Source organism: Lentzea pudingi (assembly GCF_014646255.1).
Lineage (GTDB): Bacteria > Actinomycetota > Actinomycetes > Mycobacteriales > Pseudonocardiaceae > Lentzea > Lentzea pudingi.
This window is the reverse complement of record NZ_BMNC01000001.1, coordinates 1-16,762: the sequence shown is the minus strand read 5'-3', so window position 1 is coordinate 16,762 and position 16,762 is coordinate 1. Positions and strand designations below refer to the sequence as shown.

Here is a 16,762-nt window from a genome sequence, read left to right as displayed (position 1 = left end):
TAAGCGAGGAAAATTTCTCAGCTCCGCGCAGGCACCTTCAAGCCGCCGGCGAGGTGATCGAACTCTCCGCGCACGATTCGGCCCAAAAGATCGGTGGACTGGTCCACTGGGGTGAACCTGTCGTCACCGCAAGAGAATGTCCTTTCACACCAACGACAACGGTGATCGGCAGCCTCACCGCGAGCCGTCCCGCAGCGGACGGCGCGGGATCTTGCCTGAAACGGACCTCTTCAGCTCTCGCACGAACCCAACCTGGCGGATCTTCGCGCAGGGCGCCACCCCGGTCCCTGCGGCTCGTCCGTCACGACGTCGCCTTGCGTGACCACGAAAGTCTTGCCGTTGACCCGATCGGGCGCACTGGCTTTCCTTGTGCCACACGCAAATGCGGCCACGCCGCCGTGCATCGTGCACGACGGCGTGGCCGGAGACTACCGGGAATTCTAGTGATCAGGCGGCCGAGTTACAGGCTCACACCGCGCTCGGCGAGCCAGCCGACCGGGTTGATCTTCTGCCCGCCGGCGGCCCACACCTCGAAGTGCACGTGCGGCCCGGTCGACTGCCCGCGGTTGCCGATCGTCGCGATCTGCTGCCCGGCCTTGACCTTGGCGCCCTGCGGCACGTCGATGGTGTTCATGTGCCCGTAGACGGTGACGGTGCCGTCGTCGTGCTGAACACGAACCCACAGCCCGAACCCGGAAGCGGGCCCGGCCTCGACGACCGTGCCGTCCATGACGGAGACGATCGGCGTGCCGATGGCGTTCGCGATGTCGATGCCGTTGTGACTGGTCCCCCACCGGGCACCGAAGCCGGACGTGAACGACCCCTGGGCGGGCCGCACGCACTTGGGCCGCTTCGCCTCTTCCGCGGCGGCGACACGGGCCGCCTCGACCTTGGCGGCCTCCTGACGCTTCGCGTAGGCACCCTCAGCGGACTTGAGCGCCTCGGCGACGTGGAACTGCGCCTGGATCTGCTCGGCCTGCAGGAGCTTGCGAGCCTCGGACCCGGTCTCGACGGAATGAATCGTCTGCGGCCCCTGCTGCTGCGGCGGCGCGGTCATCGCCGCAGCGAGGTTCTTCGTGGCCGCCACGGGGGCGATGATGCGATCAACCGGGCTGACGGTCGTAGCCGCCTGGGCGAAACCGGCGCCGGCGAGGGCGCCCGCGGCGACAACCACCGCGACGGCCTTCTTGCGGTCCAGGTCCACTCTGGTGATGACGTCGACCAGAGGACCCTTCGCTCGATGCCGTGCCAAAACTGCCTCCATGCACTCGGGGGAGTTCGGCAACCGCGCTGCGCCAGGTGTCGGGGGCCTGGCTGCGGGCTTCGGGGGCCCGGTGGTGGACTGGACCGCTTCGGGGGCGTTCCGTGTCCTTGCGGTTATCGAACCGTGACATGCGGCGCAGAACGTAACCTCGCGTGACCGGCGCGGGCAAGCGAAGTGGGGGTTCAGGTGATTAGGCCCACTGTTGGTCACTTTGGGTAGTCGAGCCGTTTAGGGCATGGTCAACGGGTTTTGGACCAATCCCTGTGGTGGTGTTTGTACTGGTCAGTCGCTTTATCGTGAAAGGTTTGCTGGGTGGTGGGGTGGGGATGGGGTGGGATTGACGGTCACTTCGGGTGGTTGGGGTCGTTTGGGCGCGCGGGGTTCGGCTGAAGGGCTCTGGAGGGCCGGGGGTGCGGGTCAGCTTGCATTGACTTGTCGCGTTCCAGCGGGGTGGCCGCCTGCCATGCGTGAAGTCGCCTTGCGAGGGTGGTTGCGTAGGTCAAGACGGGCCGGTGCCGGTCATCGCCGCTGCGCGACGATAGCGATTGGGGCTTGACCTTGAGCCTCTAGCTGGATGCACATATCGGCCTTAAAAGGCCGGGCACTAAGAGCCCGGCCGATCCCTGCAACGGTCGCATCCAGCTCCTCAAGGTCAAGCCCCAATCGCCGAGCTGGGCACGTCACCACCGCTTGCCCGGTAGTCCTAGGTAGGTACGCCTCGGCTTCGCCATTGCCGTTGGCGGAACGGGGCTCGGCTTCGCCGTTGCCTGTTGTGTTTGGAGGGACGCCTCGGCTTCGCCGTTGCGTTGAGCGGCAGGGTGGCTCGGCTTCGCCGTTGCCCTTTGCGCGCGGGACTGTCAGACCTGCTGGCTAGGTTGGGTCGCGGGGGACTCCAAATCAAAGGGGACGCCTGCGCAAGCATGCGCAAGCACATGACGTAGTCACGTCGGGCCCAGCTCAGTTGAATCCGGCCCGGCCTCTCCTGAGCAATGCTCCCGCCCTGGCTCGCGGCCAGCCCTTCCCGACCTGGCCCGTTCGACCTGGCCTGCCCGACCCAGCCGTTCCAACCCGGCCCTGCCCTGCCCGGTCCCGCCCTGCCCAACCCGGCTCGGCCCTGCCGAACCTGGCCTGCCCGACCTGACCCACCGACCTCTCCCAGCCGCCTGCCCACCCCATCTGCGGCCCAGCGCCCCACCCAGCGTTCCCACCCAGCAATCCCCACCCACCGGCCGCCCAACCCACCGCCGCCCAACCCGGCCCTACCGCCCAACCCACCTATCGCCCAACCCACCTGCCGCCCACCCCGGCCCTGCCGCCCAACCCACCGCCCCCAGCCACACCGGCGCGGCTCCCTCCCCCACCCAGCACAAAGGGCCGCCGGACGCACCTGGCGTCCGACGGCCCCTGGCCGAGCAGTGCTTACTTGTACCTGGCCGCGGCCGGAGGCAGCGGCGCCACCGGCAGACCCTCGTGGATCACCTTCATCGCGTTGAACCAGGTGGGTGCCGCGACCTGGCCACCGAACACGCCCGACTTGCTCGTGCCGCACAGGCGGATCGGGTTCGCGCAGATCACCTCGGGGCGGTTGCCGTCGGCGTAGGTCATGACGGCGCCCGCGTACTGCGGGGTCGCTGCCAGGAAGGCGACCGACTTGTGCTCTTCGGTGGTGCCCGTCTTGCCGATGGTCGGGCGGGTCCAGGCGCTGCCGCGGGCCGCGTCGGCCGCCGTGCCGCTGCCGGTGGTGTCGTGCGACATGCCCTGGGCCAGCGAGTTGGCCAGTTCGGTGTTCACGGCCTGCTCGCAGGGCTGTTCCTTGAGCTGCATCGGCTTGCCGTAGCGGTCGAGGACCTGTTCCACCGGGCTCGGCGGGCACCAGGTGCCGCCGGAGACGATGGTCGCTGCCACGTTCGCCAGTTCGAGGACGCTGGTCGCGCCCGGGCCGAGGGTGTAGGAGCCCGCGTTGTTCTGCTTCGTCCAGTCGCCCTGCGACGGGCCGTTCGACTTGTCCTGCTTCAGGGGTTCGCCGGAGCGGTTCGCGCCCTGGAGGGTTTCGCGCATGCCGAGGCGGTAGGCCATGTCGACGGTCTGGCTGAGGCCCGCCTTCTCCTGCAGGATCACGAAGCCCGTGTTCGGGGACTGCGCGAGGGCCTGGGTCAGCGTCATCTTCTCGCCGTAGGGGCCCGCGTTCTCGACCTTCCACGGCGCGCCGCCGTTGGGGTAGACCCTCGAGTAGTAGACCTTCGGGACGTCCATGGGCTTGTCGATGCCGATGACGTTGCGTTCGAGGGCCGCGGCGGCGGTGAAGACCTTGTTCACCGAGCCGGGGCCGAACGGCAGGACCTCGGCGGGCACGGGACGGGCCACCTGGCCGAGCTCGGCCTTGTTTCCGTAGTCGCGGGAGGCGACGAGGGCGCGCACGCGGTGCTTGTCAGTGCCCGGCTGCACGACGGACATGACGTTCGCGATGCCGTTCTGGGTCTTCGGCACCTGCTGCTCGGCCGACTGCTTCGCGGCCTTGGTGGCCTTCGGGTCCATCGTGGTCTTGATGGTGAGGCCGCCGCGCTGCAGTTCCTTGTTCGTGATGCCGGCGGTGCGCAGGTAGTCGAGCAGGTAGTCGCAGAAGAAGCCGTAGATCGGGCCGTCACCGGCGCCGACGCAGCCCTTGGGCAGGATCTGCAGGTCCTCGACGATGCCCATCGGCTGGGCCTTGAACTCCTCGGCCTTCTTCTTCGCCTCGGTCTCGTCGGAGCCGAACGCGCCGTTCTCGCGCATCTTGTCGATGACGATGTTGCGGCGCTCCAGCGCCTTCTCCGGGGAGGCCCCGGGGTTCAGCGACGACGGGCGGTTCGCGATCGCGGCGAGCAGCGCGGCCTGCGGAACGGTCAGCTTGTCGGCGGTGGTGTTGAAGTACGCCTTCGCCGCCGCGCCGACGCCGTAGGTCTGGTTGCCCAGCGGCACGATGTTGAGGTAGCCGGTGAGGATCTCGTCCTTGCTCATCTGCTGCTCGAGCTGCAACGCGACGCGCGCCTCGCGCATCTTGCGGCCGATGGTCGCCTCGGTGGCCTTCTCCCAGGCCTCCTGCTCGTTGTCGGCGCCGAGCACGAACGCCATGTAGTTCTTCACGTACTGCTGGGTGAGCGTCGACGCGCCCTGCGTCGCCCCACCGTCCACACCGGCCTTGGCGGCGGCACGGGCGATGCCCTGCCAGTCGACGCCCTGGTGCTCGAAGAACCGTTTGTCCTCAATGGCCAGGATCGCACCCTTCATGGTGTCCGCGATGTCCTTGGACTCCAACGGGATGCGGTACTGGTCGTAGAGGTAGGCGATCGGGTCGCCGTTCATGTCCTGGATGGTGGTGACGAGCGGCAGCTCCCCCTTCGCGAGGTCACCCGACGTCTGGTCGACCGTGTCGGCCGCGCGGTTGGACGCGAGCCCGAGACCTCCGACGAACGGGAACACCATCGCGGCGAGGAGAACGCCCGCAGTCAGGCACAACCCCAGCAACTTGACCAAGCCTGACGCGCGTGCGGCGAACAACCCGCAACTCCTTCCGAGCAAAACCCCAGAGACTCTCTACCTATAAGTCGCGCGGAAGGCCCATGAGGTTGCGTCCGCTGATCGACTGTTTTCCAACCTACCGGAGCAACCGCAGCCCGATCGTCGGGCTGGCCCTGCGCACCTCGACGCCCGCGTGGTCGGGAAGCAGGTCGTCGAGGAACCCGTACCGCGACAACTCCTCGTCCGGCCGCCTGCTCACCGTCCGCCACCAGACCGCGATGTCGCCCCAGCCCGGAGCCGACAGCGAGCCACCGAAATGTTGCACGGACAGCGCGGCGCACAGGTTCGCGAACCGCACCCGGTGTTCGAGCGGCCACCCGGCCAGAGTGCCCATCACGAACCCCGCGCCAAACACGTCACCGGCACCTGTCGCGTCGAGCTGCGCGACGTTCAGGCCCGGCACGTCCACGCACTCGCCGGTGGCGCTGTCGACGGCGACCGCTCCGCCGCCCCCGCGTGTGACGACCACCACGGGCACGTGCTCGGCGAGCTTGCGCGCGGCGGCCTCCGGGGTGTCGGTGCGGGTGTACCCCTGCGCCTCCACGTGGTTCGGGAGGAACACGTCATATCCGGCGAGCCTGCGCAGCAACTCGGGCGACCACGCCCCGGTGCGGTCCCAGCCGATGTCGGCGAACAACAGGGCGCCGTTCTCCTTCGCCGTGCGCACCCACTGCTCGTCCTCCGCCTGGATGTGCACGAAGCAGGCTTTGGTCGTCGGTGGTGGTGAGAAGAGGTCGTCCGCGATGACGGGCGACTTGTGCCCATGCGTGACCATGCTGCGGTCACGTTCCATCGCCATGGACACCGTCACGGGCGAATGCCACCCGTAGAAGCGACGACAGTAAGAGAGGTCGACGCCTTCCTGGTCCGCCAGCACGTCCCAGCAGAAGTCGCCGTACGCGTCCTCGCCGAACGCCGCCGCGAGCGCGGTCTTCAGTTCGAGCCGGCGCAGCGCCACCGCGAGGTTCGCGATGCCGCCGGGGCACGACCCGAGTCCGTCGGCCCACACCTCCGTTCCCGGCTCCGGCGGGCGCGGCAGGCCGGTGAAGATGATGTCGAGGAACACGGTGCCGGTGAGCAGCACGTCGTAGGCGGGTTCGGCGCCGGGGTCAGCCATGCGTAAACCTTGCCACCCGCGGTCGGTGATCATGCGTTAGAAACGTCCGCATGGCGGAGCCGCTCAGGAAGAACGTTCAGTTCCAGCTGCTGTGGCTGGGCAGCGCGGTCTCGCAGCTCGGCACCCAGCTCACGACGGTCGCGGTCCCCCTGCTGATCTTCGCGGTCACCGGCTCGCTCTTCTGGGCCGGCGTGATCGCGGGCGTGCGGGCGGCGGCGCTGGTCCTCGCCCAGATGCCGGCGGGCGTGTGGGTGGATCGCTGGGACCGCGGCAGGGTGCTGGTCTGGAGCCAGACCACCCAGGCCGCGGCGGTCGCGGTGATGGCGGTCAACGTCGTCACCGGCCTCGACTCCATGCCGTTGTTCCTGGTCCTGGCGGCGGTGGACGGTGTCTGCACCGCGTTCACCGGGCCGGCCCGCGCCACCGCGATCAAGGAGGTCGTGCCGCCCGCCCAGCTCAGGGCCGCGTACGCGCAGGAGGAGGCGCGCACCCACGTGGCGTACCTGGTCGGCCCGTCCCTCGGCGCGCTGCTCTTCGGCCTGGGCCGCTCGGTCCCGTTCGTCGGCGACGCCCTGTCGTTCCTCGTCGCGGCCGTGTGCGCGTGGTTCGCCAAGATCCCGCCACGCACCGGGCAACGCCCACGTCAGCGCATGCGCCAGGACCTGCGCGAACCGTGGACCTGGCTGTGGCACCAGCGCGGCCTGCGCAACATCATCGCGATCTTCCTGGCCCTGAACCTGCTCGGCTCGGCCTCGCTGCTCCCGGTCATGGCGCTGGTCAAGGAGCGCGGCGGTCCCGACTGGCTCGTCGGCCTGGTGCTCACGGGCATCGGCGTGGGCGGCGTCCTGGGCGCCCTGCTGTCGCCCAGGGTCACCATGACGCCCGGCAGGCTGGTCGTCGCGGTGCTCACCCTGTTCGGCGCGAGCATGATGGCGATGGCGCTCCCGTTCGGCGCTTGGTGGCCGTTCGTGCCTCTCATGCTCACCGCGATCGGCACGCCGATGCTCAACGTCTCCGTGGGCGCCATCTTCACCGAGTTGGTGCCCGACGAGCTGATGGGGCGCATGGACGCCCTGCTGAACTTCGTCACCCGTGGGCTCACGCCCATCGCTCCGGTGGTCGGGGCGCTGCTGGCGGATCTCGTCGGCGGCGCGGTCACGTTGCTGGTGCTCGGGGCGTTGGTGCTGGTCACGGCGGTGGTCGGGGGGTCCAGCGATCTCCGGACGGCACCCGTGCACTGACGCCGGAGACCGTCGACGACGGCGCGAACGCGCCGATCATCGAGCGCGTCAGCCTTCCTCGGCGATCATCTCCCGCATCCGGGTGAGCGCCCGGTGCTGTGCCACCCGCACGGCACCGGGGGTCGACGCGACCGCCAGTGCGACCTCCTCCGCGGACAGGCCCACGGCCACCCGCAGCACGAGGATCTCGCGCTGGCGGGCCGGGAGCTTGTGCAGCAGGCGCGTGACCTGGGCCATCATCTCGCCGTTGACCGCGTGCTGCTCCGGACCGGTCTCGAGCGACGGGCAGTCCGGCAGCTCCGGCACGACCTCGGCGCGGTTGCGGACGGCACGGCGGCGCGCGTCGGCGACCTTGTGCGCGGCGATGCCGTACACGAACGCGAGGAACGAGCCGGGTTCGTAGCGGTACTTCGACAACGCGCCGAGCACAGCCACGCACACCTCCTGCGCGATGTCCTCCGCCGAGACCAGCGTGCGCTCGCGGCCGCCGACACGGGCGCGGCAGTAGCGCACGATCAGCGGCTGGATGCGGCCGAGCAGGTGCTCGACCGCCCGTCTGTCTCCGGCGAGAGCGGCGTCGACGAGGTCGGCGAAGTCGGCTTCGGCGAGCCACTGGTTGGAGACCGGCGCTTGGCGCACCCGACGGCGCATGGGCACCGTTGGCGAATCCCAAGCCTCCTCGGCACTGAGGACGCCGACACCGCCACCGGTTCGCACGGCTGTGGGCATGACCATCCCGGCGACCTCCTCCACTACAGCGACACTAGGGGCTTCACTGAAGAAGAGACCGCAGCGAGCCGATTGATACCGCCTGCTTCAAAGAGGACCACGAAGTCCAGTCGGGTGGGGCGAGCAGCACCCTTATGGGGTAGAACGTGGTCCTAACGGCCCAGTCTTTCGGCCATGCCGAACTGCTGCACCCCGAGGTATCCGACGCGGAAGCCTGCCTCCGAGTAGGCGAGGTAGAACTCCCACATCCGGCGGAACGTGTCGTCGAAGCCCTGGTCCCGCACCTCGTCCCAACGGGTGAGGAACGTCTCGCGCCAGCGGCGCAGCGTCTCGGCGTAGTCGTCGCCGAACGACCGGGTCTCGGCGATGCGCAGCCGGGTGTGGTCGCGCACCGACTCCTCGATCGACCGCACCGACGGGATGAGCCCGCCGGGGAAGATGTACTTGTGGATCCAGGTGTAGCTGGCCTTGCTCGCGATCATGCGGTCGTGCGGCATGGTGATCGCCTGCAGCCCGACGCGGCCGCCAGGGGCCAGCACGCGGTCGAGCATCGAGAAGTACTCGGGCCAGTACTCGGCACCGACCGCCTCGATCATCTCGACGCTGACGACGGCGTCGTACCGACCGTGCTCCTCTCGGTAGTCACGCAGCTCGACCGTCACCCGATCGTGGAGACCCGCCTCCCTCACCCGAGCCAGCGCCAGCTTGCGCTGTTCGGCGGAGATGGTCAGCGACGTGACCGTGGCACCCCGCTGCGCCGCCCGGATGGCGAGCGCGCCCCAGCCCGTGCCGATCTCCAGCACGCGGGAGCCGGACCGGACGCCGGCGTAGTCGAGCACGCCGTCGATCTTGCGCAACTGGGCCGTGCGCAGGTCGGCCTCGCCGCGGTCGAACAACGCCGACGAGTACGTCATCGTCTCGTCGAGGAACACCGCGAACAGCTCGTTCGACAGGTCGTAGTGCCGGTGGATGTTCTGCCGCGAGCCCGCGACGTCGTTCACCTCGGTCTGGCGCCGCTCCGCCCACCGCCTCATCCGCTGCAGGCCGGGCGGGATGAGGGTCGAGAGCTTGGCCGCGAACACCGCGAGCACGTCCGCGAGCTCGTCGGACACCCAGTCGCCCACCATGTAGGCCTCGCCGAAGCCGATCTTGGCGTCGGCACCGAGGCGGTGGAAGAACTCGCCGGGACGGACGAGCCGCATCACCGGGCCACCGGCTCCCCACGTCCGGCCGTCGGGGAACCGCACGGTGACCGGCAACGAGCTCACGGCGTTGCGGAACAGCGACTCGGCGATCCGGGCGCGCATCGGCGACCGCGGCGCGGTGAAGAGGCCTGGCCAAATGCCCTGGTTGGGCTTGGGCAGGGACAACGTGCTCATCCATCGCTCCTGGGGATGATCGGGACGCGCCTGAGGTAGAGCGCGATTCCGTGACGGCGGATCAACGCGGACACGCGCTGGGGCATCAGCGGACGGCGCAGCAGCATGCGCAGTCCCGAACTGCGCTCGCCCTTCATCGTCGCGCTGAAGGTCGTCTTCCCGTTCTGCCGCAACGCGATCGTCACGGACAGCTGGTCCCCCGGCTTCGGCAGCCTCATCACGTAGTGGCCGTCGACCTCGAGGAACGGGGAGACGTAGAACTCCTTGTCGACCGACGCACGCCCCTTGTCGTCGGTGCGCAGCAGATAGCAGTGCCGTCCGCCGTAGGTGTTGTGCACTTCCGCGACGACGCACACGAGCTCTCCGGAAGCGTCGTGGCACCAGTACACGGAAAGCGGGTTGAAGACGTAGCCGAGCACGCGCGCGTTGGCGAGCATCAGGACCTGTCCGCCGCCGAGGTCGATCCCGCGCCCGGCCAGCCATTCGTCGAGGTTCTCCCGGATGGTCCTGTCCGGTGACCCGAGGTGGTCGCGGGCCTGGAACCTCGCGAACGGCCGCGCCCACAGGGGAAGGCGCGGCAGCCCGTCGAGGTCGACCAGCCACATGTAGGCGCGGTGGCTGAACGTCCGGTCGAGCAACTCGCGGCGCTGGTGGGTGATGAGGACGTCGTAGATCACCAGTCCACCCCGAGGTGCTGGGCCGCACGCACGCCGGACGCGCAGCCGTCCTCGTGGAAGCCCCAGCCGTGGTACGCACCGGCGTAGGCCGTCGTGCCGGTGTTGATCTCGGGCAGACGTCGTTGCGCGGCAACGGACTCCGGCGTGTAGATCGGGTGCTCGTAGACCATCTTCGCGAGCACCCGGTCCGGGTTCACGTCGTGCGGGTTGAGCGTGACGACGAAGTCGCGGGGTTCGTCGAGCCGCATCAGCCGGTTCATGTGGTAGCTGACGAGCACCTGGTCGCTCGTTTCCCGGCAGGCCCGCTTGTAGAGGTTCCACGACGCCCGCGCGCCGGTCGCCCGCGGCAGGATCGAGGCGTCGGTGTGCAGCCACGTCTCGTTGCGGGAGTACCGGAAGGCGCCGAGCACCTCCTTCTCCTCGCGCGTCGGGTCGGCCAGCAGGCCCAGCGCCTGGTCCGGGTGCGTGGCGATGACGACGTGGTCCACGGTGTGCGGCACGTTGTTCTCGTCACGGATCTCCACCCCCGCGGCGGTGCGCGTCACGGCCCGGACGGGCGTGCCGACGTGCACGGCCTTGAGCCCCCGGACCGCCCGTTCGACGTACGTGCGCGAGCCGCCGGCCACGGTCTTCCACTGCGGCGTGCCGCCGATGGCGAGCATCCCGTGGTTCGCGAGGAACTCGAACAGGTACCAGGCCGGGTACTTCATGCTCAGCGCCGCGCCGGACGACCACACCGCGCTGACCAGCGGGACGATGAAGTGGTCGATGAAGTACCGGCTGTACCCGCCGATCGCGAGGAACGCGCCGAGCGTGACGTCGTGCGCCTCCTCGTGGGCGAGAACGCGCTGGGCGTGCTTGTAGAACCGCGTGACCTCGCTGAGCATCCGCAGGTAGTCGAGGTTGATGGCGTTCTCACGGCGGGCGAACAACCCGGGCAGCTTCTTCGCGCCCGCGTACTCGAGGCCGCAGCCGTCGCACCGCACGCTCATCGACATCTCGGAGTCCTGAGTGGACACGCCCAGCTCGCGGAAGAGCCTGATCAGGTTCGGGTAGGTCCGTTCGTTGTGGACGATGAACCCGGAGTCGACGGCCGTGCCGCCGATGTCGTGCGTGTGCGCGTGGCCGCCGAGCCGGTCGTCGGCCTCGAACAGCGTCACGTCGTGCTTGCGTTGCAGCACATAGGCGGCCGTGAGCCCGGCAACCCCTGCTCCGATGACGGCGACCTCAGCCACGCGAGCCTCCCAAAGGCACGTCGAGGCCTCGCGGCGAGACCTCCCGCATCGCATTCGCGATGTCGGGTGCCACCGGTTCGAGCCCGAGTTCACCGTGGACGAAAGCCACGACCAGCCGGGACCAGTCCTTCGCCCTCTTGAGCATCGCGTGCCCGTCGCCGACGACGCTGAAGCGCGCGACCCGGTCCGTCACGGTCTTGGCCTGCCGCGCGAACGCCAGCGACCTCGCCGGGTCCGTCATCCGCTCCATGTCGCCGTGCGCGATGAGCAGTGCCTTGCCCCTGAGCTGCTCGAACGGCTCGCCGGGCACGAGCCACGGCGCCAGCGCGCACACCGCGACCACGTTCGGATGCCCGGCGACGCGCAGCGCGGTCCGCCCGCCCATCGAGTGCCCGACGAGCACGACCGGCCTGCCCGGATGCAGCTCCGCGATCCTGTCCAGCGCCCACTGGGCGTCCTTCACCGGATCGAGGTCCGGCGCGTTCCAGCCGCGCACCCGGTAGCGGAGGGTCCAGACCTCGACGCCGGGGGCGCGCAGCGCGCGGGCCAGCGGGACCATCCGCAGGTACGCGAGGTTGAGGCGCCGGACCGGATCCGTGCCGTGTTCCCGTCCGCCGTGCAGCACCAGCACGACGGCATTCGTCTCGCCCCGTGGCTTCGCCACGTCCACTTGCGGATGCACACTTGATGTTCGTGAGGCCACGTCAGTCGGCTCGCCCGATGAGAGCCAGCTCACACAGGTAGTGTTCGAACTCGTGATCGAACACCTCAGCATCGAGACCGGGGCAGGGTCCTTCGACGCCATCGCGTCCGGTCCCGAGGACGGCCGCCCGGTGCTGCTGCTGCACGGCTTCCCCGAGGCCGCCATCGAGTGGGAGCACCAGGTCGCGGTCCTCGGCGTGAACGGCTTCCGCGCCGTCGCACCCGACCAGCGCGGCTACTCCCCCGGCGTGCGCCCGGAGCAGGTGTCCGAGTACACGGTCACACACCTGGTGGGCGACGTGATCGCGATCGCGGACTCGCAGGGCTGGGACACGTTCGACCTGGTCGGCCACGACTGGGGCGGCGCCGTCGCGTGGTGGACCGCGATCGAGCACCCCGAACGCCTGCGCACCCTCACCGTCTTCTCCACGCCGCACCCCGGCGCCCTGAAGACCGCGCTGCAGACCGACGAGGAGCAGGCGATGCGGTCGCAGTACATGCGCGACTGGCGTGAGCGCAGCACCGAGAAGCGCATGCTCGACAACAACGCCCACGCCCTCAAGCAGATGTTCGAGTGGCGGATCCGGCCCTCGCACGTCGAGGAGTACGTGCAGCGGCTGTCCGAGCCGGGCGCGCTGACGGCCGCCTTGAACTGGTACCGCGCGGGCAGGCCAGACGGCGCCGCGGACAAGGTCAGCGTGAAGACGATGTACGTCTGGAGCACCGAGGACGTCGCGTTCGGGTCGTTCGCGGCCTTCGAGACCGAGAAGTGGTGCACCGGGCCGTACCGGTTCGAGATGGTCGAGGACGTCAGCCACTGGATCCCCGAGGAGATCCCGGAAGCGGCGTCGTCGCTGATCCTCGAGAACCTGGGTTAGCCGGCCACAGCACTACCGCCACGTACGCGCCGAGCACCGCGAGTCCTGCCCACCCCGGCAGCGGGAAGTACCCGGCCGACGGTGCGTAGTGCGCCGTGACCTGCGGATACTCCACTACCGTCTGCTTGACGGCGAAGCCCGCGGCCGGGGTGATGCGCAGCAGCCACTCCGCGACCGCGTCGGGCAGCAGCGGAACCGACGTGACGGCGTGGGGCAGGGCGATCAACGCCAGTCCGGCGACGATCGCCGCCCAGCCGCGGCGCAGCCACACGCCGAACCCGTACGAGAGGACCGCGCACAGCGCGAGCACCGCGGCGACGCCGGCGACCACCCGCACTCCGGTCCACCACGACGGTGCCGCGGCCGCGACGACGATGCCGGCGGCGACCAGACCGGTGACGAAGGTGGCCGACCCGACGACGGCCGCCCGGGCCGCGACCACCTGCCGGGAGGACGTCTCCTGAGCCGTTCGAGCGCCATGACGTGCCGCCACGACGAGCACGACGACCAACGCGATCACCAAGCCGGACAACGTCTTCTCGACGCCGTGCACTCCTCCTTCACCGATCGGCCCGATGTCGCCGGTGCCGCTGACCGTGACGACGCCGTCCTTCTCCACCGCGCCTGACGCGATGTGGAACTTCTCCCAGTCCGTGTGGTTCATCTCGCCGACCGGCCTGCTGTCCCACCGGCCGGTGCCGCCCTCGACGGTGACGGTGTCGAAGACGCCGACGGCCTGGGTGAACCGCACCTGCTCGATCGTGCCGCCGAGTCCGGTCTCCCGGAGCGTGAGGTCGCCCGGCGAGGTGGCGAAGAGTCCGACCTGGACGGTGTCCGGGAGGCCTGTGAGCTGCGCGGTCCCGACGACGTGCCACTGCTCGCCGTCCGCGGACTCCGACCCGGTGATGGTGTCGCCGGACCGGGTCAGGCGCAACCAGACCGGCGACTGCGCCGAGACGCCGCCCGCGCGTCCGGCGACGTCGTGCTCGTAGTCGTGCTGGAAACGCACGCCGTGGGCGCCGGTCATCGCCAGCGCCGCGTAGCGCGAACCCTGCCGCACGCCGTCCTTGACGATGATCCCGGCCTTCGCCCACGGGACGAGCCCGGCGACGATCTGGTCGTGACCGGGAGGCGGGTAGGTGATCGTCCCGGTCATCGACGTCATCCTGACCGTGATGGCGCCTTCGCGACCGAGGTCCTGGTGCCGGAACCAGAACCTGTCGCTGACGGCGGAGCACGGGCCGTCGCAGGACGACCCATTGCTGGGGGCGAACAGCAGGCCCAGCCCGATGACGGCGAGGGCCGCGACGGCCAGGGAGATCAGGCGACCGGGAGTGCGGAACGCGGTCCACTCCCGGCGGAGAAGTGCGGTGATCGACATGGCGCTGGTCTACCGATCGGCCGGTAACACGGCCCGAACCCGCCTTGTCATGCCGCTGTTAGGTCCTCCCGGGCATGCTGACGACATGAGCAGAACCGCCGGTGCCAGGTTCACGATCCTGTACGCCGCCGTGTTCCTCGCGTCCGGCGTCGGGCTGCTGGTCCTGACCTTCCTGCTGTCCGGCGGCATGAGCGGCACCGCGCCCGCCGGGAACCCGCCCGCCCAGGACGCGGCGCGGCAGCAAGTCCAGCAGTTGCAGCAACAACTGGCCGAGGTGCACGCCCAGCAGGCACGCCAGCTGCTGGCCGGATCGGTGCTGGCGCTGGTCGTGATGGCGGTCGTCTCGCTGGTGGCCGGCCGGGTGCTGGCCAGGCGGGTGCTGCGGCCGCTGCGGACGATCACGAGCGCGACGCGGCGCATCTCCGCGGACAGCCTGGACCGGCGGCTGGCCGTCACCGGTCCCGCCGACGAGGTGAAGGGCCTCGCCGACACCATCGACGAACTGCTCGAACGGCTCGAGGTGTCGTTCACCGCGCAACGCCGCTTCGCCGCCAACGCCTCCCACGAGCTGCGCACTCCCCTGGCGACGATGCGGGCGTCGCTGGACGTGGCGGTCGCCAAGCCCGATCCGCCGGCCTCGACGGTGGCGCTCGCGGACCGCCTGCGCGTGCAGCTCGACCGGGTCGACCACCTGCTCGACGGGTTCCTGCTGCTGGCCAGGGCTCGGCACGGCGTGCCGGCCGACGCCGCCCCGGTCGACCTCGGCGAGCTCGCTGACGACGCGCTGCACGAGCTGTCCGCCGCGGCCGGCGCGAAGGGGCTGACCGTGACGGTGGACGTACCTCCTGGAACGGTCGCCCTCGGCAGTCCGGTGTTGCTGGCACGGCTGGTGGGCAACGTCGTCGACAACGCCGTGAAGCACAACGAGACCGGCGGATGGGTCAGGATCACCGGCTCCGCGGACGAGGAGACCGCGGTGCTGGTCGTCGAGACCGGCGGGCCCGTCCACGACCAGCGGGAGGTCGACCGGCTGGCACAACCGTTCGAACGGCTCGGCGGGGAGCGCGTCGGCTCGTCGGGTCTGGGACTGTCCATCGTGGCCACCGTCGCCGCCGCGCACGGCGGCCGGCTCGACCTGCGCGCACTGCCGGGCGGCGGCCTGGGCGTGTCGGTCACGCTTCCGGCCGCGAAGGTGCCGGCGTGAGGGTCCTGGTCGTCGAGGACGACCAAGCCCTCGCCGAGGTCGTCGCGGAAGGACTCCGCGACCAGGGCATGGCCGTCGACCTCGCGCACGACGGCCTGGTCGCCGCCGGCCTCGACCTCACCCCGTACGACGTGGTGCTCCTGGACCGGGACCTGCCGGGACTGCACGGCGACGTGCTGTGCCGGATGATCATCGAACGGGCCGGGCGGCCGATGGTGCTGATGCTGACCGCGGCGGGCGCGCCCGGCGACCGGGTCAGCGGCCTCACGCTGGGTGCCGACGACTACCTCGGCAAGCCGTTCCACTTCCCCGAACTGGTCCTGCGCGTCCGGGCGCTGGCCCGCCGCAGACCGGACGCGAGGCCCCCGGTGCTGCGCGTCGGCGGGATCGAGCTGGACCCGGTGCGCCGGACCGCCGTGCGCGACGGACGGCACCTCGCCCTGTCCGTGAAGGAGTTCGCCGTCCTGGAGGCGCTGCTCGGGGCACATCCCGGCTTCCTGAGCGCCGAGGCCCTGCTGGAGCGGGTGTGGGACGAGTACGCCGACCCGTTCACCAACACCGTGACCGTGACGGTGGGCCGGTTGCGCCGCAAGCTGGGCGAGCCGCCGATCATCGCGACGACGCCGGGAATCGGCTACCGGATCGCCGGGACCGACTAGATTCGACGGCATGCGCGTGGCCGGTCTTCTGCTCGCCGCGGGGGCCGGCCGCCGGTTCGGTTCCCCCAAGGCCCTCGTCCCGTTGGACGGCAAGCTCTTCGTGGACTCGGCCGCGGAGCTCCTGAGAGCCGCCGGGTGCGCCCCGGTGGTCGTGGTGCTCGGCGCGCAGGCGTCCGAGGTGCGGCAGCGGGCGGAGCTCCAAGGCGTGACCGTCGTCGACAACCCGCACTGGGACACCGGCATGGGCTCGTCGCTGCGCACCGGCCTGCACGCGGCCGGCAGCGCGGACGCGGTGCTCGTCCTGCCCGTGGACACTCCGGGGGTCACCGTCGCGGCCCTGCACCGGCTGATGGCCCTGGCGGAGCCGGAAGCGCTGGCCAGGGCCACCTACGACGGTGAGGTCGGGCACCCCGTGCTGATCGGGTCGGACCACTTCGCGGGCGTCATGGCGTCGGCGGCCGGCGACCAGGGCGCCCGGGACTACCTGCGCGCGAACACCGTCCGCCACGTCGAGTGCGGTGACGTGGCGGACGGCGCGGACGTCGATCAGCCCGAGGACCTCAGGCGACGTACCGGCGGAGCTTGATGCCCGACGAGACGTTCGAGGCGCTCAGCCAGTGCAGCCCGCCACCCGCGTAGGCGGGGTCGGACACGGCGAACTCGTTGCCTCCCGCGCGGTAGCCGACGATCGTGGCGTAGTGGCCGCCGGAGTAGTTGCGGCCGTTGAGGCGGATGACG

General features: G+C 70.1%; 15 protein-coding genes. 5 read left to right on the top strand and 10 right to left on the bottom strand.

Features of this window, described 5'->3' with window-relative positions; all coding sequences use genetic code 11:
* Positions 1-460: 460 nt before the first annotated feature.
* The 3 genes from IEY88_RS00075 to IEY88_RS00065 form a co-directional block, all read right to left on the bottom strand.
* Entirely contained in the window at positions 461-1,252 is a 792-nt protein-coding gene (locus tag IEY88_RS00075; RefSeq protein WP_229692957.1) for a M23 family metallopeptidase, read from the bottom strand.
* Positions 1,253-2,683: 1,431 nt separating this feature from the next.
* Positions 2,684-4,801, bottom strand: coding sequence for a transglycosylase domain-containing protein (locus tag IEY88_RS00070; RefSeq protein ID WP_229692956.1), 2,118 nt, complete (start codon positions 4,799-4,801; stop codon positions 2,684-2,686).
* A 97-nt stretch (positions 4,802-4,898) separates the two neighbouring features.
* The gene (locus IEY88_RS00065; RefSeq protein ID WP_189152474.1) at positions 4,899-5,939 is read right to left on the bottom strand and encodes a carbohydrate kinase family protein; all 1,041 of its coding nucleotides are present in this window, start codon (positions 5,937-5,939) and stop codon (positions 4,899-4,901) included.
* A 50-nt stretch (positions 5,940-5,989) separates the two neighbouring features.
* Here IEY88_RS00065 and IEY88_RS00060 point away from each other — a divergent pair, with 50 nt between their 5' ends.
* Entirely contained in the window at positions 5,990-7,180 is a 1,191-nt protein-coding gene (locus IEY88_RS00060) for an MFS transporter (RefSeq protein ID WP_189152473.1), read from the top strand.
* Between the two features lie 48 nt (positions 7,181-7,228).
* Here the strand turns inward: IEY88_RS00060 and shbA are convergent, their stop codons facing one another.
* The 5 genes from shbA to IEY88_RS00035 form a co-directional block, all read right to left on the bottom strand.
* Positions 7,229-7,831 carry an RNA polymerase sigma factor ShbA gene (gene shbA / locus IEY88_RS00055; RefSeq protein ID WP_229692955.1) on the bottom strand — a complete coding sequence of 201 codons (603 nt, stop codon included), beginning with the start codon at positions 7,829-7,831 and terminating at the stop codon, positions 7,229-7,231.
* A 230-nt stretch (positions 7,832-8,061) separates the two neighbouring features.
* Positions 8,062-9,288 (bottom strand): SAM-dependent methyltransferase, encoded by a 1,227-nt coding sequence (locus IEY88_RS00050; protein WP_189152472.1) that lies wholly within the window; start codon positions 9,286-9,288, stop codon positions 8,062-8,064.
* Complete coding sequence (locus IEY88_RS00045; protein WP_229692954.1) at positions 9,285-9,965, bottom strand: DUF1365 domain-containing protein; 681 nt, start codon at positions 9,963-9,965, stop codon at positions 9,285-9,287. Before IEY88_RS00045 ends, IEY88_RS00050 begins: the two co-directional genes overlap by 4 nt.
* Positions 9,962-11,200, bottom strand: coding sequence for an NAD(P)/FAD-dependent oxidoreductase (locus IEY88_RS00040; protein ID WP_229692953.1), 1,239 nt, complete (start codon positions 11,198-11,200; stop codon positions 9,962-9,964). The genes IEY88_RS00045 and IEY88_RS00040 overlap by 4 nt, the downstream gene beginning before the upstream one ends.
* Positions 11,193-11,864: an alpha/beta hydrolase gene (locus IEY88_RS00035; RefSeq protein WP_229692952.1), complete on the bottom strand. Its 672-nt coding sequence runs from the start codon at positions 11,862-11,864 to the stop codon at positions 11,193-11,195. Before IEY88_RS00035 ends, IEY88_RS00040 begins: the two co-directional genes overlap by 8 nt.
* A gap of 91 nt (positions 11,865-11,955) precedes the next feature.
* Between IEY88_RS00035 and IEY88_RS00030 the strand changes: the two genes are divergently transcribed.
* Entirely contained in the window at positions 11,956-12,780 is an 825-nt protein-coding gene (locus IEY88_RS00030) for an alpha/beta fold hydrolase (protein WP_189152469.1), read from the top strand.
* Here IEY88_RS00030 and IEY88_RS00025 read toward each other — a convergent pair.
* Positions 12,713-14,161: a DUF1349 domain-containing protein gene (locus tag IEY88_RS00025; protein WP_189152468.1), complete on the bottom strand. Its 1,449-nt coding sequence runs from the start codon at positions 14,159-14,161 to the stop codon at positions 12,713-12,715. The two genes, IEY88_RS00030 and IEY88_RS00025, sit on opposite strands and share 68 nt — an antisense overlap.
* A gap of 85 nt (positions 14,162-14,246) precedes the next feature.
* Here IEY88_RS00025 and IEY88_RS00020 point away from each other — a divergent pair, with 85 nt between their 5' ends.
* From IEY88_RS00020 to IEY88_RS00010, 3 genes are read left to right on the top strand one after another with little or no spacing between them, the layout of a single operon-like run.
* A complete protein-coding gene (locus tag IEY88_RS00020; RefSeq protein ID WP_229692951.1) occupies positions 14,247-15,365 on the top strand; it encodes a sensor histidine kinase in 1,119 nt (372 codons plus the stop codon).
* On the top strand, positions 15,362-16,024 hold the full coding sequence (locus IEY88_RS00015; protein WP_189152467.1) for a response regulator transcription factor: 663 nt from the start codon (positions 15,362-15,364) through the stop codon (positions 16,022-16,024). The genes IEY88_RS00020 and IEY88_RS00015 overlap by 4 nt, the downstream gene beginning before the upstream one ends.
* A 10-nt stretch (positions 16,025-16,034) precedes the next feature.
* On the top strand, positions 16,035-16,610 hold the full coding sequence (locus IEY88_RS00010) for a nucleotidyltransferase family protein (protein WP_189152466.1): 576 nt from the start codon (positions 16,035-16,037) through the stop codon (positions 16,608-16,610).
* Here IEY88_RS00010 and IEY88_RS45770 read toward each other — a convergent pair.
* Positions 16,585-16,758, bottom strand: a complete 174-nt coding sequence (locus IEY88_RS45770; RefSeq protein WP_505744039.1) for a hypothetical protein — start codon at positions 16,756-16,758, stop codon at positions 16,585-16,587. The two genes, IEY88_RS00010 and IEY88_RS45770, sit on opposite strands and share 26 nt — an antisense overlap.
* Positions 16,759-16,762 lie beyond the last annotated feature (4 nt).